This window comes from Streptomyces sp. Y2F8-2 (assembly GCF_014905555.1).
GTDB lineage: Bacteria > Actinomycetota > Actinomycetes > Streptomycetales > Streptomycetaceae > Streptomyces > Streptomyces cynarae.
In genome coordinates, this window is record NZ_BNGS01000003.1 from 398,397 (window position 1) to 420,482 (window position 22,086).

The following is a 22,086-nucleotide window of genomic DNA, read 5'->3' on the forward strand; positions in this document are numbered from 1 at the left end:
ACGGGCTGAAGTTTTGTTGATCGCAGGGAGGCCGGCCGCCCGATCGCCTTACCCTTCAAAGGGTGAACCAATTGATGTCCCTAGAGTCCGAGGCCGATCACCCCGGGGAAGCGGTGCTTCCCGGCACGCTGTCCGAGGCGCTGCACGCGGAACTCGTCGCCTTCCGTCGCGACCTGCACATGCACCCGGAACTCGGCCACCAGGAGTTCCGTACGACCGCCGCGATCAAGGCCCGCCTGGAGCAGGCGGGTCTCACGCCGCGCGTCCTCGACACCGGGACCGGACTCGTGTGTGACATCGGCGACCCGGACGGCGTACGCCCCATGCTCGCGCTCCGCGCGGACATCGACGCGCTCCCCATCCCGGACACCAAGACCGACTGCGCCTACCGCTCCACCGTGCCGGACCGCGCCCACGCCTGCGGCCACGACGTGCACACCACGGTCGTCCTCGGCGCCGGACTCGTCCTCGCCGAGCTGCACCGCGAGGGGCGGCTGCCGCGGCCGGTGCGGCTGGTCTTCCAGGCCGCCGAGGAGGTCCTGCCGGGCGGGGCCGCCGACGCCATCGAGTCCGGTGTCCTGGAGGGAGTCGGGCGGATCATCGCCGTGCACTGCGACCCCAAGGTCGACGCCGGGCGCATCGGGCTGCGGCACGGCCCCATCACCTCCGCCTGCGACCGGCTCGAGGTCGCGCTCGACGGCCCGGGCGGTCACACCGCGCGCCCGCACCTCACCACGGACCTGGTGCTGGCCGCCGCGCGTGTCGCCGCAGAGGTGCCGGGGATGGTCGCGCGCCGCGTCGACGCCCGCAGCGGGCTCTCGGTCACCTGGGGGCGCATCGAGTCCGGGCACGCCTGCAACGTGATCCCCCAGCACGCCGAGATCTCCGGGACCGTACGCTGCCTGGACCTCGACGCCTGGCGTCAGGCGCCGGACCTGGTGCACGCGGCGGTCGACGAGATCGCCAACCAGTACAAGGCCAAGCCCGAGATCAACTACGTCCGCGGGGTGCCGCCGGTCGTCAACGAGGCCGGCGCCACCGAACTCCTGCGCGACGCGATGACCGCGCGGCGCGGTGCCCACTCGGTGGAGGACACCGAGCAGAGCCTCGGCGGCGAGGACTTCTCCTGGTACCTGGAGAAGGTGCCCGGCGCCATGGCCCGCCTCGGCGTCCGCCGCCCCGGGGACCGCGTGGTGCGGGACCTGCACCAGGGGGACTTCGACGCGGACGAGCACGCCATCACGGTGGGCGTGGAACTGTTCACGGCGGCGGCACTGCTGGACGCGGTGGAGAGAGCGTGAGGCGACGGCCCTGCGGGGCCGTTGCGCGGTCGGACGCAACATGTCCGTAAGCCATTCGTCCATGGTCCGCAACGGTGTGCGACGAGGGGTAAGACTCCGAGTTCAGACAGTGTTTGCCTCGAATCGATAACGGCTTCGCGAGAGGTGTTTTTCTGACATCTACGCGCGTTACGATGCCGCGAAGCCGACGCCGCAGGGGCGCCTCGGCTCAAGCACCGGCATGGTGCTCACATCAAGCGCCGACATGGCGCTCAGGTCAGGTGAAGGAGCCTTCCCGTGCGCCGGGTAGCAAAGCTTTCCGCTGCGTGTATCGCGACCGCAGCCCTCGCCGTGACTGCCACTGCCTGTGGCAGCACCTCTTCCGACAACAGCAGCTCGCCGTCGTCCTCCAGCGGCGGCAAGGGCATCAAGATCGGCCTTGCCTACGACGTCGGCGGCCGTGGTGACCGCTCCTTCAACGACTCCGCCGCGCGTGGTGCCGACAAGGCCGAGAAGGAATTGGGCGGCTCCATAAAGGAGCTGACCGCGAAGACGTCGGACACCGAGGCCGACCGCGAGCAGCGTCTGCAGGACCTGGCGGACGCGGGTTACAACCCGATCGTCGCCGTCGGTTTCTCCTACGCCCCCGCCGTGACCAAGATCGCCGCGAAGTACCCGAAGACCAGCTTCGGCCTCGTCGACTCGGTCGTTCAGGGCGCGAACGTCAACAGCATCACGTTCACCGAGGAGCAGGGCTCCTACCTCGCCGGTGTCGCCGCGGCGCTGAAGACCAAGAAGGACCACGTCGGCTTCATCGGCGGCGTCGACAACCCGCTGATCAAGAAGTTCGAGGCGGGTTACGTCCAGGGCGTGCACGACACCAACCCGAAGGTCAAGGTCGACGTCCAGTACCTGTCCCACGGTCAGGACTTCTCCGGCTTCTCCAGCCCCGACAAGGGGCAGCAGGCCGCGCAGGGCATGCTGGACAACGGCGCCGACGTCATCTACACGGCCGCCGGCTCCTCCGGCAACGGTGCGATCGAGGCCGTGCACGGCGCCAAGGGCGCTTGGGCCATCGGCGTGGACTCCGACCAGTACAACATCCCGGGTCTGGCCCAGTACAAGAGCTCGATCCTGACCTCCATGGTCAAGAACGTCGACGTCGGTGTGTACGACTTCATCAAGTCCGTCAAGGACGGCAAGCCGCTGACCGGCAACAACGTCTACTCGCTGGCCAAGGGCGGTGTCTCGCTGGCCACCAGCGGCGGCTTCATCAACGACATCCAGCCCAAGCTGGACGCCGCGAAGAAGAAGATCGTCGACGGTCAGATCAAGGTCAAGACGACCCCGTGACCTGACAGGTCCGGCCGGACCGCCGACCAGGCGATCCGGCCGGATCCCCGGATTTCAGGCTCGGCGCGGGGGCAGCTTGCACAAGCTCCCCGCCGAGCCATAACAATGTGTCAACTCTACGCGTGTAGCGCAGAGTTGCCGCGCTAGCGTCGCCGACGCCCGCCACCTCCCCCACGCAGCCCCTTTCCCCGAGGAGAGTGCGCCATCAACGCGTCCAGCCCTCCCGCTGCCGTCGAACTGCGCGGCATCACCAAGCGTTTTCCCGGCGTCGTCGCCAACCGCGATATCGACATCACGGTCCGCACGGGCACCGTCCACGCCCTGTGCGGTGAGAACGGCGCCGGCAAGTCCACCCTGATGAAGATCCTCTACGGCATGCAGCAGCCGGACGAGGGCACCATCACGGTCAATGGCGAACAGGTCGTCTTCCACAACCCGGGTGACGCCATCGCCCGCGGCATCGGCATGGTGCACCAGCACTTCATGCTCGCCGACAACCTCACCGTGCTGGAGAACGTCGTCCTCGGCGCGGAGAAGCTGTACGGCATCGGGAACAAGGCCCGTGCGAAGATCAAGGAGATCTCGGACGCGTACGGTCTCAACGTCCGCCCGGACGTGCTCGTGGAGGAGCTGGGCGTCGCCGACCGCCAGCGCGTGGAGATTCTCAAGGTCCTCTACCGCGGCGCCAAGACCCTCATCCTGGACGAGCCGACCGCCGTGCTCGTGCCGCAGGAGGTCGACGCGCTTTTCGACAACCTGCGTGAGCTGAAGTCCGAGGGCCTCACCGTCATCTTCATCTCCCACAAGCTGGGCGAGGTGCTGTCGGTCGCCGACGAGATCACCGTCATCCGGCGCGGTACGACGGTCGGCACCGCCGAGCCGTCGCGCACCACCCCCAAGCAGCTCGCCGAGATGATGGTCGGCAGCGAGCTGCCCACTCCGGAGACCGCGGAGTCCACGGTCACGGACGTCCCGATGCTCACGGTCGACGGCCTGCACCTGGCGCAGACCGACCTCGACGGCATCGAGCGGATCATCCTCGACGAGATCTCCTTCACGATCCACAAGGGCGAGGTCCTCGGCATCGCCGGTGTGGAGGGCAACGGCCAGTCCGAGCTGGTCGAGGCGATCATGGGCATGCGCCATCCGGACGCCGGCGTGATCACCCTCGACGGCATCGACATCTCCCAGGCCGCCACCCGCAGCCGCCGCGAGGCCGGCATCGGCTACATCCCCGAGGACCGCCACCGCCACGGCCTGCTGCTGGAAGCCCCGCTGTGGGAGAACCGCATCCTCGGCCACGTCACCGAGAGGCCCAACTCGCGCGGCGGCCTCATCGACATCAAGGCGGCCCGCGCCGACACCGAGCGGATCGTCCAGGCCTACGACGTCCGCACCCCCGGCATCGACGTCACCGCGGCCTCGCTGTCCGGCGGCAACCAGCAGAAGCTGATCGTCGGCCGCGAGATGAGCCACAACCCCAAGCTGCTCATCGCCGCCCACCCCACCCGCGGTGTGGACGTCGGCGCCCAGGCGGCCATCTGGGACTACATCCGCGAGGCCCGCCGCGAGGGCCTGGCCGTGCTGCTGATCTCCGCCGACCTGGACGAGCTGATCGGTCTCTCCGACACCCTGCGGGTGATGTACCGCGGCCGTCTGGTCGCCGACGCCGACCCCGCCACCATCACCCCCGAAGAGCTGGGCTCCGCCATGACCGGTGCGGCCACCGGCCACCTGGAGCACACAGAGGACGACGCGCGATGAACAAGCTGACCTCACGGATCGACAAGGAGCGGCTGTTCCTCGGCATCGCCGCGCCGGTGCTGGCGGTCGTCGCCGCGCTGGTCGTCACCGCCCTGGTGATCCTCGCGACCGGCAAGAACCCCGGCCCCGCCTTCAACGACATGGTGACCTACGGCTTCGCCAGCGACAGCCAGGTCTACATCCTCAACAAGGCGACCACCTACTACCTGGCGGGCGTCTCGGTGGCCATCGGCTTCCGGATGAACCTGTTCAACATCGGCGTCGACGGCCAGTACCGGCTCGCCGCGTTCTTCGCCGCCGTCCTCGGCGGTGCGCTGACCACGCCGGGATGGCTCTCCATCATCCTGATCCTGCTCTGCGCCATGGCGACCGGCGCCGTGTGGGCGGCCATCGCCGGCATCCTGAAGGTGACCCGCGGCGTCAGCGAGGTCATCTCGACGATCATGCTGAACTCGATCGCCACCGCGATCATCGCCTACCTGCTCCAACCCGGAAAGCTGGCCCAGCTCCAGCAGGGCGGCACCGTCGTCGCCACCAAGCCGCTGCCCTCGGCCTCGCACTTCTTCAGCATCAACACCGGCCCGGCCGGTGACCTGTGGGGCTTCATCTTCATCGCCGTGATCGTCGGCATCGCGTACTGGTTCGTGCTCGGTCGCACCCGGTTCGGTTACGACCTGCGCACCGTCGGCCAGTCCGAGAGCGCGGCGACCGCCAGCGGTGTGTCGGTGAAGAAGATGGTCGTCACCAGCATGATCATCTCGGGTGCGGTGGCCGGTCTGATCGGCATGCCGACCCTGCTCAACGACAGCCACCAGTTCAGCAGCGACTTCCCGGCGGGCATCGGCTTCACCGGCATCGCCATCGCGCTGCTCGGCCGCAACAACCCGGTCGGCATCGCGCTCGGCGCCCTCCTCTGGGGCTTCCTGGAGCGCACCACCAACCACCTGGAATTCCAGGGCTACGACAAGGAAATCCTCGGCGTCATCCAGGGCGTCATCGTGCTGTGCGTCGTCATCGCCTACGAGGTCGTACGCCGCTACGGCCTGAAGCGCCAGCAGCAGAAGGTCGGCGCCGAACTCGCCGCCCAGGCCGCCGCCCAGACGAAGAAGCAGGAGGTGGCGTGATGACTGCCACGATGACCGACGCGCCGCCGCCCGCGGCGCCCAAGGCGGGCGACGCGCCCCAGCGATCCGGCCGCTCGCTCGGCCAGGTCCTCGTCCTCGTCGCGGGTGCGCTCCTGCTCCTGGCCGCGGTCCGCATGATCACCGGCTCGCAGGACCTCGACTCCGCCGGCCAGGTCAGCGCCGCCCTCGGCCTCGCCGTGCCCATCGGCCTCGCCGGTCTCGCCGGCCTGTGGTCCGAGCGAGCCGGTGTGGTCAACATCGGCCTCGAGGGCATGATGATCCTCGGCACCTTCGGCGCCGGGTGGGTCGGCTGGCAGACCAGCCCCTGGCTCGGCCTGCTGATGGGCATAGGCTTCGGCGTCGTCGGAGGCCTGGTGCACGGTGTCGCCACCATCACCTTCGGTGTCGACCACATCGTCTCCGGTGTCGCGATCAACCTGCTCGCGCTCGGCGCCACCCAGTACCTCGCCAAGCTGTTCTTCACCAATGGCGCGGCCGCGAACGCGGGCGGCAACCCCAAGCAGTCCCCGCCGGTCGGGAACCTGCCCGACGTCACCGTGCCCGGCCTCTCCGACGGCCTGCACTCGATCGAGAACCACCACTGGTTCCTGATCTCCGACATCGCCGGCATCCTCGGCGGCCTGGTCACCCACCTGTCCGTGATCACGGTCCTGGCAGCGGTGCTGTTCCTCGCCAGCTGGTGGCTGCTGTGGCGCACCCCGTTCGGTCTGCGGCTGCGCTCCTGCGGCGAGAACCCGACCGCCGCCGAGTCCCTCGGCGTCAACGTCTACACCTACAAGTACGCGGCCGTAGCCGTCTCCGGCGGTCTCGCCGGCCTCGGCGGCGCCTTCCTGGCGCTGGTCACCTCGCACACGTACCTGGAGGGCCAGACCGGTGGCCGCGGCTACATCGGCCTCGCGGCGATGATCTTCGGCAACTGGCGCCCTGGCGGCCTGGCGATGGGCGCCGGACTGTTCGGCTACTCCGACGCGCTCCAGCTGCGCAACGGCGGTACGACCGTGCACGCGCTGCTGCTCCTGCTGGTCGTCCTGCTCGTCGCCCTGGCCGGCTGGAAGCTGTACCGCAAGGCGATGGTGCAGGGCGTGGTCAGCCTGGTCATGGCCGCCCTGGTGCTGGTCTGGTACCTGCTCACCGACACGGTCCCGAGCGACTTCGTCGGCGCCACCCCGTATGTCGTCACCCTGCTTGTACTGTCGTTGTCCGCGCAGCGCCTGCGGATGCCCAAGGCCGACGGCATGCGGTACCGGAAGGGACAGGGCAAGTGACCGAGCCCGCGACGTTCGACTGGACGGCCCTCAGGGAGGAGGCGCGCGCGGCGATGTCCCGCGCCTACGCCCCCTACTCCGGCTACCGGGTCGGCGTGGCGGCCCTCGTCGAGGACGGGCGGACCGTCACCGGCTGCAACGTCGAGAACGCCTCCTACGGCCTGAGCCTGTGCGCCGAGTGCGGGCTCGTCTCGCAGTTGCGGAACACCGGGGGCGGCCGGCTCACGCACTTCACCTGCGTGAACGGCGAGGGCGAGCTGCTCGTCCCGTGCGGTCGCTGCCGCCAGCTGCTGTACGAGTTCGGGGGCCCCGATCTGCTGGTGGACTCTCCGGCGGGGGTCCTGCCGCTGTCGGAGATGCTGCCGCAGGCTTTCGGCCCGGACCATCTCACCAAGTAACTCCTGTGCGGCCCCTCTGAGTCGATCTCCACGGCTCAGAGGGGCCGTACACCTTCGGACCTTCGGTCCTTCGAACCTCCGGAAGGAACCCATGGCCATGGACGCCATCTCCGTCATCCGCACCAAGCGGGACCGCGGTGAGCTGAGCGACGAGCAGATCGACTGGGTCATCGACGCGTACACGCGGGGTGAGGTCGCCGACGAGCAGATGTCCGCGCTCGCGATGGCCATCCTGCTCAACGGCATGAACCGCCGTGAGATCGCCCGCTGGACGGCGGCGATGATCGCGTCGGGCGAGCGCATGGACTTCTCGTCCCTCTCCCGACCGACGGCCGACAAGCACTCGACGGGCGGCGTCGGCGACAAGATCACGCTGCCGCTGGCCCCGCTGGTCGCCGCGTGCGGCGCGGCGGTCCCGCAGCTGTCGGGCCGGGGCCTCGGCCACACCGGCGGCACGCTGGACAAGCTGGAGTCGATCCCGGGCTGGCGCGCGCTGCTGTCGAACGAGGAGATGCTGTCCGTCCTGGACGGTGTCGGCGCCGTGATCTGCGCGGCGGGCGACGGCCTGGCACCCGCGGACAAGAAGCTGTACGCGCTGCGCGACGTGACGGGCACGGTGGAGGCCATCCCCCTGATCGCCTCCTCCATCATGTCGAAGAAGATCGCGGAGGGCACGGGCTCGCTGGTCCTGGACGTGAAGGTCGGCTCGGGCGCCTTCATGAAGACCCTGGACGACGCCCGTGAACTGGCGCGGACGATGGTGGGCCTCGGCACGGACCACGGCGTGAAGACGATCGCGCTGCTGACCGACATGTCGACCCCGCTGGGCCTGACCGCGGGCAACGCGCTGGAGGTCCGCGAGTCGGTGGAGGTCCTGGCGGGCGGCGGCCCGGCCGACGTGGTGGAGCTGACCATCGCCCTGGCCCGCGAGATGCTGGACGCGGCCGGGGTGAAGGACGCGGACCCGGCGAAGGCCCTGGCGGACGGCACCGCGATGGACGTCTGGCGTCGCATGATCGTGGCCCAGGGCGGCGACCCGGACGCGCCGCTGCCGACGTCGAAGGAGCAGCACGTGATCAAGGCCCCGTCGTCGGGTGTCCTGACCCGCCTCGACGCCTACGACATCGGCGTCGCCGCCTGGCGCCTCGGCGCGGGCCGGGCCCGCAAGGAGGACCCGGTGCAGGCGGCGGCGGGCGTGGAGATGCACGCCAAGCCGGGCGACACGGTGACGGAGGGCCAGCCGCTGCTGACCCTGCACACGGACACGCCGGAGCGGTTCGCGTACGCGCTGGAGGCGGTGGAGGGTTCTTACGACATCGCGGCGCCGGGGACCGAGTTCACGGCGTCGCCGGTGGTGCTGGAACGTATCGCCTGACCAGGTGTTTTCCCTTTCGGGTGAACGGGATCGGTGGACCGCCGCCGATCCCGTTCGGCATGCTGGGATCGGTGACGCAGCGATAGGAGACCGCCATGAGCGCACTCACCGTCAGCCATGACCCCGAGCAGAGCTGGGACGAGCTCGTCCGGTTCTGGGAGGAGATGGAATGGCCTGAGGGCAGCAAGGTGGAGATCATCGAGGGGATCATCACCGTGTCACCTGCTCCCGCGCCCCGCCACAACGTCATCGCGGAGCTGATCCAGCGTCGCCTCTACTCCGTGATCCCCGATGACTGGGGGATCTACCAGACACTGGCCCTCGCCGTGCCGTCGCGTCTGGGCATGCTCATCCCGGACCTTGTGGTGGCTCCGCGGATGGAGTGCGCGGAATCGGACACCCACGTCCCGGCCGCCCTCGCCGAACTCGTCGTCGAGGTGACCTCCAAGTCCAACGCCCGCCACGACCGCATCAGCAAGCCCGCCGCCTACGCCGCCACCGACATCCCGCTCTACCTCCTCGTCGACCGCTGGGCCCCCGAAGGTCCCACCGCGACGCTCTACGGAGAACCGAAGGGCGACGTTTACCGCCCGCTGGGCACCGCCAAGTTCGGTGAGGCCATCAAGCTTCCGGCTCCCTTCGATCTCGTCATCGACACCAGCGAGTTTCCGGTCGACTAGAGGCACAGCCGCTGCCGATGATTTGCCGGCGTCCGCCCGGTCCACCCTCCGTGGACGCCAAGACACCCCCCGTACTCGTGCTGGCCGGACCCGTCGCCCCCGACGAGGTGGCGCAGCTCGGCGACAACGTGCGAGCGCTGCTGGAGACCACCGGCACCGGGGTCGTCGTATGCGATGTCGGCGCTCTCAGGCCCGTACGGCTCGCCACCGTCGACGTACTGGCCCGGCTGCAGCTCGCCGCCCGGCGGGCCGGGGGCCGCATCCGGCTGCGCGACCCGGCGCCCGCCCTGCGCGCGCTACTCGACCTCGTCGGCCTCCCGATCGAGCTCGAGGGGCAGCCCGAACAGCGGGAACCAGCGCCGGGTGTCGAGGAAGCAGTGGAACCCGGTGATCCGGCCGCCTGACGTCTCCAGCACCTGAACCGCCCAGGCCGTGAAGCCGCCCTTCTCCGGGTCCGGCTTGTACTGGGCGAAGCCCGGCAGGCCGTTCACCGCGACCGGTACCAGCCGCGAACCCGCGCAGGCGGCGCCGAGCGTGGTCATGAAGCCGGTGATGTCCGAGGTGCCGCGCAGCCACAGGTCGAACGGCGGCATCGTCATCACCGCGTCCTCGTGCAGCAGGGCCGTCAGCGCCGCCATGTCGTACCCCTCGAAGGCGGCCACATAGCGCTCGAGGAGTTTCTTCTGCTCCTCGTCGAGGGGGTCGGAGACGGCCGCGTCGGACCCCTCGCCACTCTTCTCCGAGAGCGTCGCCCGCGCCCGCTGCAACGCGCTGTTCACCGAGGCGACCGAGGTGTCGAGCAGCTCGGCGACCTCGCTCGCCTTCCAGGCCAGCACCTCCCGCAGGATGAGCACCGCGCGCTGCTTGGGCGGCAGCTGCTGCAGGGCCGCCATGAAGGCCAGGCGGACGGACTCCTTGGCGACGGCCGCCTCCGCCGGGTCCCCGGTCGTCGGCAGCACGCGCGCGTCGGGCATCGGCTCCAGCCACGTGTGGTCCGGGCGGGGGGAGAGAGCGGCCCGCTCCAGCGGCGTGGCCTCCGTCAGGTCCATCGGACGGGCCCGCTTGTTGCCCGCGTTCAGCATGTCCAGGCAGACGTTCGTCGCGATCCGGTACAGCCACGAGCGCAGGCTGGAGCGGCCCTCGAACTTCTCGTAGCTCCGCCAGGCGCGGACCATCGTGTCCTGCACCGCGTCCTCGGCCTCGAAGGACGAGCCGAGCATGCGGTAGCAGTACCCCGTCAGCTCGACCCTGTGCTTCTCCAGCCGGACGTCGAGGTCCTCCACCGTCGCCGTGCCGTCGCTCATGGTCCACCCACCCCTGCGGCCGTTCCTGTGGCGCGCCGTCGCGCCCCAGCACTTCGGAAGCTACCGCAGCCCACTGACAACGGCCCCCGGAGCAGATGAACACCCAGGTCACAGCGGCTTCCAGGACGCGCCTGCGAGGAGGGGTCAGTGCGCGGGAACCGGCTCCCGGCGCGCGGCGACCCGGGCCGCCCGCGATCCGGCCAGGGTGATCACCACGACGCCCACGACCGCCAGCACGCCCATGCCCACCGTTCCGGCCCAGCCCGCCGCGTGGAACGCGACCGCGCCGAGCGTGCTGCCCGTGCTGGAGCCGACGTAGTACGCCGACTGGTAGAGCGCTGACGCCTGCGCGCGGCCCTCCTTCGCCGTGTGGCTGACCGCCGACGACGCCACCGCGTGGCCCGCGAAGAACCCGGCGGTGATCAGGACCAGGCCCAGCAGGACCACGGGGAGCGACGGCGCCAGGGAGAGCAGCAGGCCCGCCGTGGTCGTGCCGCCCGCCAGATACAGCGCCCCGCGGCGGCCCAGACGGCCCACCAGCCGCCCCGCTGTCGACGCCGACACCGTGCCCACCAGGTACACCAGGAAGATCGAGCCGATGACGCCCTGCGGCAGTCCGAACGGCGCCTCCGTCAGGCGGTAGCCGATCACCGTGTAGACACCGCCGAACACCGTCATGAACAGCGCGCCGATCGCGTACAGCCGGCGCAGCAGCGGGTTGGCGAGGTGGTCGCGGACCGTGCGGGCCAGCACGCGCGGGCGCAGTGAACCCGCCGTGAAGTGCCTCGGCGCCGGCAGCAGCAGACGGAACGCCACCGCGCACGCGACCGCGATCACACCGATCGTGCCGACGGCCACCCGCCAGCCCCACTCCTGCGCGACCCAGCCGGTGATGATCCGGCCGCTCATCCCGCCGACGCTGTTCCCGGCCACGAACAGACCGATCGCCGTGACCAGGGCCTTGGGCCGTACCTCCTCGGCCAGGTACGCGGTCGCCGACGCGGGCAGACCGGCCAGCGCCGCGCCCTGCACCGCCCGCAGCACGATCAGGGAGCCCAGCGACGGGGCGAAGGGGACGAGCAGTCCGACGGTCACCGCCACGGCCAGCGACGCCGTCATCAGCGTGCGCCGCCCGAAGCGTTCGGACAGGGCACTCATGGGAAGGACGAACAGCGCCAGCGCGCCGGTCGCGCCGGACACCGTCCAGCTCGCCGCGCTCGCCGTCACCCCGAAGTCGCGGGAGAGAAGCGGCAGCAGGGCCTGCGTGGAGTAGAGGAGCGCGAAGGTCGCGACGCCGGCGAGGAAGAGCGCGAGGCTCATCCGGCGGTAGCCGGGGCCACCCGGGGTCATCCGCGAGTCGGGGGCAGGGACGGTGACGGTATCGGCGTCCACGGTGGTGGACGCCCCGGTATCGGCAGCAGGCATGCCTCGAACGTACGGACACGATCACTGATCCGTCCAATGCACAGAACAGCCATAATCGTTCCCATGGTGCATCAGCAGAGGTCGGCCGCTCGCCTGTCATCGTTCAGTGACACAAGTGACGCAGAAGACATCGTCACGCTGCTCGCGCCGCGCCTCGCGTACTTCGCGGGCGTCGCCCGTACCGAGCACGTCACGCGCGCCGCGCAGGAGATGCAGGTCCCGCAGTCCACCCTGTCCCGGGCCGTGGTCCGGCTCGAGGAGGACCTGGGCGTGGAGCTGTTCGCCCGGCGTGGCCGCACGGTCGCGCTCACTCCGGCGGGGCGCACGTTCCTCGCCTCCGTCGAGCGTGCGCTCGCGGAGATCGAGCGGGCCGCCGAGGAGGTGCGCGCGGACGCCGACCCGGCCGCCGGCAAGGTCGCCTTCGGCTTTCTGCACACGATGGGCGCCGAGACCGTGCCCGGGCTGATCCACGCCTTCCGCGCCGACCATCCGCGCGTCCGCTTCAGCCTGGTGCAGAACTACGGCGAGGCGATGCTGGAGCGGCTGCGGGCGGGAGAGCTGGACCTGTGCCTGACCTCTCCGGTGCCGGACGCGCCCGATCTGGTCGCCCGGCGCCTGGACGAGCAGAAGCTGCGGCTCGTGGTGCCCGCCGACCACCGGCTCGCGAGCCGCAGGCGCGTGCGGCTCGCGGAAGCCGCCGACGAGACGTTCGTGACCCTGGAGCCCGGGTACGGGATGCGGCGCATCACCGACGACCTGTGCCGCGAGGCGGGGTTCAAGCCGCGGATCGCCTTCGAGGGCGAGGAGGCCGAGACGCTGCGCGGCTTGGTCGCGGCGGGTCTGGGGGTGGCTCTGCTGCCACCGCCGGCCGTGCCTCGGCCCGGGGTCGTGGAGCTCACGGTCACCGCGCCGCGGGCGGTGCGGGAGATCGGCGTGGCGTGGCTCGCGGGGCACGTGGACACGCCGCCGGTGGCGGCCTTCAAGAAGTTCCTGTTGTCGAGGAGGGGACGGCTTCTGCCGGACTGAGGGCACCGGTTCGTCGTGGTCGCTCGCGCCCGCGCGAAGGCGCCGCATGCCGACGCGGTCCCGCGCCCTCAAGGGGCGCCCCCGGCTCACCTCCTCAGCGACCTCCCGAACCCCGCCGCCAGCGGCATCCTCAACCCCAGCGGTGGCGGAGCCGCCAGTGCGTCCTGGACCGGACGGGAGAACGCCCGTCCGAACAGCGAGCCCATCACGAAGTCCTCGGCCAGGGCGTGGACTTCCGAGCGGTACTGGTGCAACCCATGGCCGTCGGAGTGGACTTCGAAGCGGCAGATGTCGCGGTTCGCCTTCTTCGCGCGCGCCGCCAGGCGGAACGACAGCTCCGGGTCCGTGCGTTCGTCGTTCGTGCCGTGCACGATCAGCACCCGGCGTCCGGCGAGCTGTTTCACCGGTTCGGGTGGCGCCGCCACGTCCTCCTCGGGCAGCCAAGGGGACAGCGCGACAACGGATTCGACGGCCGTGTGCCCGGCCGCGCGCAGCGCCGCCCGGCCGCCCATGCCCAGGCCGACCAGACAGACGGGCACGTCCCCGTAGCGGCGGACGACCTCCTCGGCGGCCCAGTCGGCGTCCTGCGCCAGATGCGCCTCGCTGCCGTTCCAGCCCCGGTAGCGGTAGTGCACGACATGCGTGACCAGGCCTTCGCCGTGCCCGGCCCGGGTCAGCCGGCGGCCGAGCGCGCGGACCGAGGCGGTGGCCATCACAGGGAGCGGTCTTCGGGAGGACATCTCGTCACCACCGGGGAGCAGCAGCACCGCACCGCTCACCGCCGTCGGTTCCGGGCCGAGCGCCCTCCCCAGCCGGGCCCTGCGAACCGGCGTCGCTTGATGTGCCATGACAGAACAGTGTCAGAAGCGACGGTGTGCCAAACCTGGCCGACGGGTCACCGTTGGGTATCGACGCCTTGCCGCACCCCGTGCTCTACGCGCGTAGGGCGTATGGTGCGGCAATGACGAGCCAGCACCAGAACACCCCGAGCTGGGACCAGATCCGCCGGGCTCCCAAGGTCCTGCTCCACGACCACCTCGACGGGGGTCTGCGCCCCGGCACGATCATCGACCTCGCCCACGAGAGCGGGTATGCCCAGCTCCCCGAGACCGACCCGGACAAGCTCGGCGTCTGGTTCCGCGAGGCCGCCGACTCCGGTTCCCTGGAGCGGTACCTGGAGACCTTCTCCCACACCGTCGGCGTGATGCAGTCCCGCGAGGCGCTGGTGCGCGTGGCCGCCGAGTGCGCCGAGGACCTCGCCGAGGACGGGGTCGTCTACGCCGAGGTGCGGTACGCGCCCGAGCAGCACCTGGAGGGCGGGCTCACCCTGGAGGAGGTCGTCGAGGCGGTCAGCGAGGGCTTCCGGCTGGGCGAGCGGCGGGCCAAGGCGGCCGGCCACCGCATCCGCGTGGGCGCCCTGCTCACCGCCATGCGGCACGCCGCCCGCGCCCTGGAGATCGCAGAACTCGCCAACCGGTACAGGGACCTGGGGGTCGTGGGCTTCGACATCGCCGGAGCGGAGGCCGGATACCCGCCCACCCGGCACCTCGACGCCTTCGAGTACCTCAAGCGGGAGAACAACCACTTCACCATCCACGCCGGGGAGGCCTTCGGGCTGCCGTCCATCTGGCAGGCCCTGCAGTGGTGCGGCGCCGACCGGCTCGGACACGGCGTGCGCATCATCGACGACATCCAGGTGCTCGAGGACGGCACGGTCAAGCTCGGGCGCCTCGCCTCCTACGTGCGGGACAAGCGCATCCCGCTGGAGCTGTGCCCGAGCTCCAACCTCCAGACCGGCGCCGCCGACTCGTACGCAGACCACCCCATCGGGCTGCTGCGGCGGCTGCACTTCCGGGCCACGGTGAACACGGACAACCGCCTGATGTCCGGGACGAGCATGAGCCGGGAATTCGACCACCTGGTCGAGGCATTCGGTTACACGCTCGACGACCTTCAGTGGTTCTCCGTCAATGCTATGAAGTCAGCATTCATTCCTTTCGATGAACGACTGGCGATGATCAATGACGTCATCAAGCCTGGATACGCCGAGTTGAAATCCGAATGGCTGTTCCAGCAGAGCGCCTCCACCAGGGGTTCCGCGACGTCCGAGGGCTGACGGAGGGCTTTTTCGCTACGGCCGGTCGATCATCGTCCGGCCGTATTCGTATGTTTGCGGAGGCCGTCGGCGCGTGTTTACGGTTTTGGACCGCTCAGATCTCCGTCAACGGACCCAAGGACGCATTTAACATGAAGCAGTCTGCTGCCAGGACCCTCGGTGTCGCCGCCCTCGGCGCCGCCTTCGCCGCCGCGGGCGCGGGTGTCGCGAGCGCGGCTCCCGCCGTGCCGGACACCGCCGCACTGGACTCCGTCACCCAGGCGCTGCCCGTGGGCAACGTCGCCAAGACGCTGCCCGGCGCGGACCAGGCGCTCGGGCAGGGGCAGAACGCGCTCGGCACCGTGGTGGCCGCCGCGCAGCCCGCCGCCGAGAAGGCCCTCCGCAACGGCCCCGTCGCGCCGGCCGCCGGGCTGCTCGGCGGGCTGCCGGTGCAGGGGCTGCCCACGCACGGCCTGCCGGTGAACGGCCTCCCGCTGGGCTGAGCGAACCCGCCCCCACGACCACGATGGGCGCCCCCCTCGGGGCGCCCATCGGCGTACGTGCGGTCGGCAGGTCACCAGGCCGTGCCGGCCGCCGCCTTGTCCTCCGAGGGGAACAGGATCCACAGGGCTATGTAGAGCAGGAACTGAGGGCCCGGAAGAAGGCAGGACAGCAGGAAGATCACGCGCATCGTGGTCGCGGAGGTGCCGAAGCGCCGTGCCAGCGCTGCGCACACTCCGCCGATCATCCGTCCGTGGGTGGGGCGGGACAGGGCGGTCATCGTGGCTCCTTCGCGAACCGTGGTGGAACCCCGCTCCGGCGGCTGCCGGAATTCCGGGGGCCGGCGCCGAACTCATCGGCGCTTTCGACGTGTTCCACGCTACGGGGGCGAAGCGGACGAAGCGTCACTCTACGGAGCTATCCCGACCCTGGGAATCGTCGGGGTCCGACCCTGAGCGGGCTCCTCCCGCGGGTGGGCGTCCGGGCCGCGGGACTCCATCCGCCGGCGCAGCCGGAACCGTGCCGCGGGCACGACCAGGAGGTGCGCCAGCGCCACCCCGACCGTGTTGAGCAGGATGGCGTCGATGTCCACGACCTGTCCGGGCACCCCGGTCTGCAGCAGCTCGATGCCCAGGGAGATCAGGGTGCCCGCGGCGACCGCACGGGCCAGCGAGGCGAGCGGGGAGACGACGAGCCGCCCGCCCGCCATGGGCAGCAGCACTCCGAGCGGTGCGAGCAGCGCGAGCCCCTCGCCGATACGGCGGGCGGCCTCCGGCCAGCCCAGCGCGAGATCGGCTCTGATACCGGCGAACGGATGCAGGTTGGCGGGCCTCACCCAGGGCACGTCCAGCGGGCGCAGCGTGATCCAGGCGACGAGCGCCAGGTGTGCGACGAGGAGGACACCCCCTGTCACACGGACGCGGATCGCGGCGCTGCCGCCGATTGAGCCTTGACGCTGCACGCCCCCCTAGACGCCGCTCCCGGCACGATCGGTTCCCCTTCGTGACGGGGTCGCTCACCTCAGTGGCGCGCCCCACGGTTCACTCGCCGGTCACCTCGGTCGACGGCGGCGCCACCGCACCCGGGTGCGACCGCACCTGAGCCGTGCACCGGTAGCGGCGCAGCGGCCGGTCGTCCGGGCCGCCGAGGACGACCGTCCCGTCGTCGGCGGCGGTCGCCTCCGAGTCGGCGAACGTGCAGACGATCTGCCCGAGGGCGGAGGAGGTGAGGTCCTGCAGGCGGCTGCTGAGCCGGAACGTGCCCTCCGGGTCCTTGCCGCGCGGGCCGCTCACCGTCATGCCGCCGACCACGTCCGTCGTGTAGCCGGCCTGCTTCTCCGCGGGCGACGGCGTCATGGCGAGCTGGTCGAGCAGCCCCTGGGCCACCAGCACCCGGCGCTGCCGCTCGGCCGTGCCGTCGGGGATGTGCACCGAACGGTCCACCGTCACCAGCTGCGAGGCGCACAGCAGGAAGACCTGGACGGGAACGCCGCGGCCCGCCTGCGTGGCCAGGTCCGCACCGGACAGCGCGCACGGCACCCGGGACGGCGCCGGCCCGAAGTCCGTCGGCACCTGGGTGGCCCGGATCCCACAGCCGGCCAGCAGCGCGGCCAGCAACGGCACGGCGAGCCAGTGGCGCGCGCGGCGTACCGCCGCCGGGCGTGTGCCCCGTACGGCCACGCGGCGTCCGCCCGGCAGCACCGCCGGGCGACCGCCCCGTATCGCCGTCAGGCGTCCGCCCCGTGCCCTCATCGTGCACTCTCCTCGGTGCCGTTCCCGTTCCGCGTCTCCTGCTCGATCAGCGGTGACGCGTCGCGCAGCAGGCGCAGCGTGAACACCGCCCCGCCCTCCGGGGAGTTGGCGGCACCGATGCTGCCGCCGTGGATGTGCGCGTTCTCCTGCGCGATGGACAGACCGAGGCCGCTGCCCTCGGAGCGCGGGCGGGAGGCGCTCGCCTTGTAGAAGCGGTCGAAGACATGCGGCAGGACGTCCTCGGGGATGCCGGGGCCGTGGTCCCGCACCCGGATGACCAGCTCCTCGCCCTCCTCGCGCACCGAGACCCGTACCGGCGAACCCCCGTGCTTGAGGGCGTTGCCGATCAGGTTCGCGAGGATCACGTCGAGGCGGCGCGGGTCCAGGCGGGCCATGATGCCGCGCTCGGCATCGAGCTCGACGGCGTCCAGCCAGGCGCGGGCGTCGATGCACGCGGTGATCTGGTCGGCGATGTCCACGTCGTCCAGGACCAGCCGGGCCGTGCCCGCGTCGAAGCGGGTGACCTCCATCAGGTTCTCGACGAGGTCGCCGAGCCGCCGGGTCTCGCTGACCACCAGCCGCACGGCCGGCTCGATCATCGGGTCCACGCTGCCGGTCTCCGCGTCCAGCTCCTCCTCCAGCACCTCCGTGACGGCCGTGATCGCCGTCAGCGGCGTCCGCAGCTCGTGGGACATGTCGGCGACGAAGCGGCGGGATGCCTCCTCGCGGGCGCTCATGTCCGCGACCGTCTTCTCCAGGGACTCCGCGGCGCGGTTGAACGTCCGTGACAGCTCGGCCAGCTCGTCCGTGCCGGACACCCGCAGCCGGGTGTCCAGCTTGCCCTCGCCCAGGCGCCGGGCGGCGATGCCGAGGCGGTGCACCGGCTTCAGCACGGTCGTGGCGGCGGCCTGGGCGAGCAGCGCCGAGCCGATCAACGCGAGACCGGTGGCGATACCGAGCGACCAGGCGAGCGAGTCGAGGTCCTTGGCCTCCGGCTCCAGGGACTTGAGCATGTAGCCGGTCGTACCGCCGCCGATCACCTTGGCGCCGCCCACCAGGTACGGCTTGCCGCCCTCCACGATCCGCTGCCAGTACAGGTGGTGGGCGTACTTGTTGGTGGAGGACACCTTCTGCTGCTTGTCGACGGCCTTCCGCAGCGACGCGGGCACGTCCTCCAGCGTGAAGGAGTCCAGGTCGGAGTTGCCGACGACCGTCTTCCCGCGCTCGTCCCGCGCGATCAGCAGCACACTGAAGCGCTGGCTGCTGTTCGCCATCTGACCGGCGGTGCGCTGCAGTTCGTCCTGTGTCGGGTGCGGCGGCAGCGAACTCGCGTGGTTCTGCATCTCCTGCTGGAAGTCGCGCAGCACCGCGTCCTGGGCGCGGGTGAGCACGGCCTCCCGGTTCAGCCAGTACGCGATGCCGGACGCCGACACCGCGGCGGTCAGCGCGACGAGCCCGAACACCACGACCAGGCGCAGCCGCAGACTTGTGAAGCGCAGACGGGACTGTACGGTCCTGCGAGCCGCGGCCCAGCCGCGGATTCCCCCTGGCGAATCGGTCACTGAGGGGCGTCCAGCCGGTATCCGACCCCACGGACCGTACGAATGAGCGTGGGCGAGGACGGTACGTCCTCCACCTTGGCGCGCAGCCGCTGCACACACGCGTCGACCAGCCGCGAGTCGCCCAGGTAGTCGTGCTCCCACACCAGCCGCAGCAACTGCTGCCGGGACAGCGCCTGTCCGGGCCGCCGGCTCAGCTCCAGGAGCAGCCGCAGCTCGGTCGGCGTCAGTTGCAGGTCCTGGCCGTTCTTGGTGACGGTCATCGCGGCCCGGTCGATGACCAGGTTGCCGAAGGCCGCCGAATCGCTGGCCTCGCGCTCGCCGCGGCGCAGCACGGCCCGGATCCGGGCGTCCAGCACCCGCCCCTGCACGGGCTTGACGACATAGTCGTCGGCGCCGGACTCCAACCCGACCACGACGTCGATGTCGTCGCTGCGCGCGGTCAGCAGGATGATCGGCAGCTGGTCGGTGCGCCGGATGCGCCGGCACACCTCGAACCCGTCGATGCCGGGCAGCATCACGTCCAGCACGATCAGGTCCGGCCGCTGCTCGCGCAGCAGCTTCAGACCGTCCTCGCCGGTGGCAGCGGTGGCCACACGGTGCCCCTGGCGCGTCAGAGAGAGCTCCAGGGCCGTTCGGATGGCGTCGTCGTCCTCGATCAGCAACAGGGAAGGCACGGGGGTCATTCTGGCCCATGCCGTGGCCGTCTTTCGACTGTCGGGCTGCTCCGGCCCCTCCCGCACGGCAGGGCGCCACTGCCCGCAACGCCTGCGTAGCCGTATCGCTCCCCTCTGTGAGCGGGCTGTGGCATGGCTCCGGCCGACCCCTGTGACAGCTCTGTGACAGTCGACGGACACGGCCATGAACTGGCCCGGGCAAGCTCTTCGGCACAGGCAAGGAAGCGAGCCGACGACCGGGACTCCACGACGGGGGGCGCGAGATGAACACGCTGCAGGGCACAAGCACCAGCGCAGTGGTCACGCGTCTGCACGACGTGACCCGGGGCGAGAAGTCCGGAGCGGATGGGGGTACCTCCCTGCTCGAGCGTAGTCGAGAGCTTGGGGGAGGACGGGGGTGCGCTCGCGGCACCGGGCGTCAGCACACCGGGTTCATGACGGTGGTTGACGCTCACACGGGGGAAGCTCACGGGGGAGCCGCGTACGGGGAGGACTCGGGGGAGCGTCGCTCTGCGACGGAGGCGGAGTTCACCGCCTACGTCGAGGAGCGCCGCGCCTCCCTGTACGCCACCGCCTACCACCTGACCGGCGACCGCTTCGAGGCCGAGGACCTGCTGCAGAGCGCCCTGTTCTCGACCTACCGGGCGTGGGACCGGATCAGCGACAAGGCCGCCGTGGGGGGCTACCTGCGGCGCACGATGACCAACCTGCACATCAGCGCGTGGCGCCGCCGCAAGCTGAACGAGTACCCGACCGAGGAGCTGCCGGAGACGCCCGGCGACACGGACGCGATGCGCGGTACGGAGCTGCGCGCCGTCCTGTGGCAGGCGCTCGCCCGGCTGCCGGAACTCCAGCGCACCATGCTGGTCCTGCGCTACTACGAGGGCCGCACGGACCCGGAGATCGCGGAGATCCTCGACATCAGTGTGGGCACGGTGAAGTCGAGCATCTGGCGGTCGCTCCGCCGGCTGCGCGAGGACGAGGTCCTCAGCTTCGGCCGTGACCAGGAGGAGTCCTTCGGCGAGCTCGTCGCCTGAGGGACGGGGGGACACGGGGGAACGGGGGAGCGGTACCGGGGGAAACCGCGGGGGGAACACGGGGGAGCAAGAGGGAGCGGGACTGGAGGGCCGGGGGGTCCAACCAGTCCCGTTTCTTGTTTCCCGTGCTCGTTTCCGTGCGGTCCTCGGGTGGACGGGCTACGCCGCCGTACCCACCGACGCCCGCCGTCCCGCGGCCGCCGCGGCCAGACGGCTCAGTGCCTCGTCCCGGTCGCAGGCGTACGCGCCGAGCGCCGTCTGCCGGGCCACGATCGACCGCTCGGCGCGCATCAGCCGCCAGCCGCGGCGCAGCAGGAACGGCACCGACTTGCGGCCCTCCCTCAGGTCGCGCAGGAAGCGGCGGCGGAACGTGGTGAGGGGTCCCCGGGTCAGGCACAGCGCGTCCGCGAGCACCCCGAGCTCCCGGCAGCGCTCTATGACCTCGGCGGCGAAGACGCCCTCCGCGATGACCACCGGAGCACGGTCGATGTCCAGAGTCTCCTCGCCCGTACGCGCGCTCAGGGCGATGTCGTACACCGGCACGGTCGTACGGCCCGTGGCGCACAGTTCGGCGATGGCCGCGACCGCGACGTCCGCGTCCCACGACTGCGGATGGTCCCAGTCGATGTCCGAACTCCCCTCCACCAGGGGCAGTGTGGGGTCGTCACCCTCCTTGTAGAAGTCGTCGAGCCGCAGCACGGGCAGGCCCGAGCGGGCGGCGACGAGGGACTTGCCGGAGCCGGAGGGGCCGCACAGCAGCACGACGCGGGCGGGGACCGGGGGATGAAGACTCACGAGACACCAGTGTGACGCATTCCGTACACCCTGCGGACCCCGCGGGTCGACGTTTGGAGCGCAGATCACACCTCAACTACGCTGCGTGGCGACATCCTCACGTTTCGCAGCAAGAAGGTGGCAGCAGCCATGGCACGACACGCCTCCCCCAAGTCCCCCACCGCCCAGCGCGCGCTCGTCGCTCTCGCGACCGCGGGCGTCGCCCTGGGGGCGGGCGCCGCCTCGGCGTCGGCGGCGGACGGCGGTCCGCTGGCCGACGTGATGCGGACCCGGCCCACGTCGCTCGGCAAGGTCGACCCGCAGGCAGGGGTGTCGGCACTGACGGGGACCGTGGGGTACGTCACCGGGCCCGTGCGGTATGCGGCCGGGCCGCTCGCGGGCCTGAAGCCCAACCCGCTCGCCGGCACGGGCGTCGACCCGCTCGACAACGGCGTCGCCACCCAACTCGCCGACTTCAAACCGCTGTCGTCCCGGTCCCTGACCCGGCCGGTGGCCGAGGCGGAGTCGCTCGGCGGTGTGCCGGTGGTCGGGCAGGTGGTCGGGGCGTTGCGCTGACCGCTTCCCGACCGGCGGCCAACGACGCAGAGCCGCGCTTCCCCGGACGGGGGAAAGCGCGGCTCTGCCGTCTGTGGGCGGCGGGCGGTCCGTCGGCCGCC

At 70.9% G+C, this 22,086-nt stretch carries 23 protein-coding genes; 14 read left to right on the forward strand and 9 right to left on the reverse strand.

Translation table 11 applies throughout. The features are described 5' to 3' along the window. The first annotated feature begins 74 nt into the window (after positions 1 to 74). The 9 genes from SY2F82_RS11830 to SY2F82_RS11870 all read left to right on the forward strand — a co-directional run bounded on the left by SY2F82_RS11830 (position 75) and on the right by SY2F82_RS11870 (position 9,664). A complete protein-coding gene (locus SY2F82_RS11830; RefSeq protein WP_200418956.1) occupies positions 75 to 1,301 on the forward strand; it encodes an amidohydrolase in 1,227 nt (408 codons plus the stop codon). Between the two features lie 276 nt (positions 1,302 to 1,577). After that, positions 1,578 to 2,633 carry a BMP family protein gene (locus tag SY2F82_RS11835; RefSeq protein ID WP_200418957.1) on the forward strand — a complete coding sequence of 352 codons (1,056 nt, stop codon included), beginning with the start codon at positions 1,578 to 1,580 and terminating at the stop codon, positions 2,631 to 2,633. Positions 2,634 to 2,837: 204 nt separating this feature from the next. Then, positions 2,838 to 4,397 (forward strand): ABC transporter ATP-binding protein, encoded by a 1,560-nt coding sequence (locus SY2F82_RS11840; protein ID WP_236041426.1) that lies wholly within the window; start codon positions 2,838 to 2,840, stop codon positions 4,395 to 4,397. Beyond that, a complete protein-coding gene (locus SY2F82_RS11845) occupies positions 4,394 to 5,521 on the forward strand; it encodes an ABC transporter permease (RefSeq protein WP_200418958.1) in 1,128 nt (375 codons plus the stop codon). The genes SY2F82_RS11840 and SY2F82_RS11845 overlap by 4 nt, the downstream gene beginning before the upstream one ends. Then, positions 5,521 to 6,807, forward strand: coding sequence for an ABC transporter permease (locus SY2F82_RS11850; RefSeq protein ID WP_200418959.1), 1,287 nt, complete (start codon positions 5,521 to 5,523; stop codon positions 6,805 to 6,807). Before SY2F82_RS11845 ends, SY2F82_RS11850 begins: the two co-directional genes overlap by 1 nt. Next, complete coding sequence (locus SY2F82_RS11855; protein WP_200418960.1) at positions 6,804 to 7,205, forward strand: cytidine deaminase; 402 nt, start codon at positions 6,804 to 6,806, stop codon at positions 7,203 to 7,205. The genes SY2F82_RS11850 and SY2F82_RS11855 overlap by 4 nt, the downstream gene beginning before the upstream one ends. A 91-nt stretch (positions 7,206 to 7,296) precedes the next feature. Then, the gene (locus tag SY2F82_RS11860) at positions 7,297 to 8,580 is read left to right on the forward strand and encodes a thymidine phosphorylase (protein ID WP_200418961.1); all 1,284 of its coding nucleotides are present in this window, start codon (positions 7,297 to 7,299) and stop codon (positions 8,578 to 8,580) included. A gap of 95 nt (positions 8,581 to 8,675) precedes the next feature. Then, positions 8,676 to 9,260: a Uma2 family endonuclease gene (locus SY2F82_RS11865; protein WP_200418962.1), complete on the forward strand. Its 585-nt coding sequence runs from the start codon at positions 8,676 to 8,678 to the stop codon at positions 9,258 to 9,260. 17 nt (positions 9,261 to 9,277) lie between these two features. After that, complete coding sequence (locus tag SY2F82_RS11870) at positions 9,278 to 9,664, forward strand: STAS domain-containing protein (RefSeq protein WP_200418963.1); 387 nt, start codon at positions 9,278 to 9,280, stop codon at positions 9,662 to 9,664. On the opposite strand, the gene SY2F82_RS11875 is transcribed toward SY2F82_RS11870, so the two are convergent. After that, positions 9,557 to 10,564 (reverse strand): sigma-70 family RNA polymerase sigma factor, encoded by a 1,008-nt coding sequence (locus SY2F82_RS11875; protein WP_200418964.1) that lies wholly within the window; start codon positions 10,562 to 10,564, stop codon positions 9,557 to 9,559. The genes SY2F82_RS11870 and SY2F82_RS11875 overlap by 108 nt on opposite strands. Positions 10,565 to 10,708: 144 nt before the next feature. Further along, positions 10,709 to 11,989 carry an MFS transporter gene (locus tag SY2F82_RS11880; RefSeq protein WP_200418965.1) on the reverse strand — a complete coding sequence of 427 codons (1,281 nt, stop codon included), beginning with the start codon at positions 11,987 to 11,989 and terminating at the stop codon, positions 10,709 to 10,711. 63 nt (positions 11,990 to 12,052) lie between these two features. Here SY2F82_RS11880 and SY2F82_RS11885 point away from each other — a divergent pair, with 63 nt between their 5' ends. Continuing rightward, positions 12,053 to 13,015 carry a LysR family transcriptional regulator gene (locus SY2F82_RS11885; protein WP_200418966.1) on the forward strand — a complete coding sequence of 321 codons (963 nt, stop codon included), beginning with the start codon at positions 12,053 to 12,055 and terminating at the stop codon, positions 13,013 to 13,015. 86 nt (positions 13,016 to 13,101) lie between these two features. Here SY2F82_RS11885 and SY2F82_RS11890 read toward each other — a convergent pair whose 3' ends face one another. Continuing rightward, on the reverse strand, positions 13,102 to 13,863 hold the full coding sequence (locus tag SY2F82_RS11890) for a prolyl oligopeptidase family serine peptidase (protein WP_200418967.1): 762 nt from the start codon (positions 13,861 to 13,863) through the stop codon (positions 13,102 to 13,104). Positions 13,864 to 13,976: 113 nt separating this feature from the next. Here SY2F82_RS11890 and SY2F82_RS11895 point away from each other — a divergent pair, with 113 nt between their 5' ends. Then, positions 13,977 to 15,131 (forward strand): adenosine deaminase, encoded by a 1,155-nt coding sequence (locus SY2F82_RS11895; protein WP_200418968.1) that lies wholly within the window; start codon positions 13,977 to 13,979, stop codon positions 15,129 to 15,131. 131 nt (positions 15,132 to 15,262) lie between these two features. After that, on the forward strand, positions 15,263 to 15,613 hold the full coding sequence (locus SY2F82_RS11900) for an ATP-binding protein (RefSeq protein WP_200418969.1): 351 nt from the start codon (positions 15,263 to 15,265) through the stop codon (positions 15,611 to 15,613). 71 nt (positions 15,614 to 15,684) lie between these two features. Here the strand turns inward: SY2F82_RS11900 and SY2F82_RS11905 are convergent, their stop codons facing one another. From SY2F82_RS11905 to afsQ1, 5 genes are all read right to left on the reverse strand, one after another. Beyond that, complete coding sequence (locus SY2F82_RS11905) at positions 15,685 to 15,891, reverse strand: PspC domain-containing protein (protein ID WP_200418970.1); 207 nt, start codon at positions 15,889 to 15,891, stop codon at positions 15,685 to 15,687. A gap of 129 nt (positions 15,892 to 16,020) precedes the next feature. Further along, positions 16,021 to 16,572 carry a VanZ family protein gene (locus SY2F82_RS11910; protein ID WP_200418971.1) on the reverse strand — a complete coding sequence of 184 codons (552 nt, stop codon included), beginning with the start codon at positions 16,570 to 16,572 and terminating at the stop codon, positions 16,021 to 16,023. A 79-nt stretch (positions 16,573 to 16,651) separates the two neighbouring features. Next, positions 16,652 to 17,362, reverse strand: a complete 711-nt coding sequence (locus SY2F82_RS11915; protein ID WP_236041362.1) for a hypothetical protein — start codon at positions 17,360 to 17,362, stop codon at positions 16,652 to 16,654. Continuing rightward, positions 17,359 to 18,924, reverse strand: coding sequence for a HAMP domain-containing sensor histidine kinase (locus SY2F82_RS11920; protein WP_200418972.1), 1,566 nt, complete (start codon positions 18,922 to 18,924; stop codon positions 17,359 to 17,361). The genes SY2F82_RS11915 and SY2F82_RS11920 overlap by 4 nt, the downstream gene beginning before the upstream one ends. Beyond that, positions 18,921 to 19,598 carry a two-component system response regulator AfsQ1 gene (gene afsQ1, locus SY2F82_RS11925; protein ID WP_103837555.1) on the reverse strand — a complete coding sequence of 226 codons (678 nt, stop codon included), beginning with the start codon at positions 19,596 to 19,598 and terminating at the stop codon, positions 18,921 to 18,923. Before afsQ1 ends, SY2F82_RS11920 begins: the two co-directional genes overlap by 4 nt. A 263-nt stretch (positions 19,599 to 19,861) precedes the next feature. Between afsQ1 and SY2F82_RS11930 the strand changes: the two genes are divergently transcribed. Further along, on the forward strand, positions 19,862 to 20,635 hold the full coding sequence (locus SY2F82_RS11930) for a SigE family RNA polymerase sigma factor (RefSeq protein WP_200418973.1): 774 nt from the start codon (positions 19,862 to 19,864) through the stop codon (positions 20,633 to 20,635). A 159-nt stretch (positions 20,636 to 20,794) separates the two neighbouring features. On the opposite strand, the gene SY2F82_RS11935 is transcribed toward SY2F82_RS11930, so the two are convergent. Beyond that, positions 20,795 to 21,430, reverse strand: a complete 636-nt coding sequence (locus SY2F82_RS11935; RefSeq protein WP_236041363.1) for a uridine kinase — start codon at positions 21,428 to 21,430, stop codon at positions 20,795 to 20,797. 129 nt (positions 21,431 to 21,559) lie between these two features. Between SY2F82_RS11935 and SY2F82_RS11940 the strand changes: the two genes are divergently transcribed. Further along, positions 21,560 to 21,985, forward strand: coding sequence for a hypothetical protein (locus SY2F82_RS11940; RefSeq protein WP_200418975.1), 426 nt, complete (start codon positions 21,560 to 21,562; stop codon positions 21,983 to 21,985). Positions 21,986 to 22,086 lie beyond the last annotated feature (101 nt).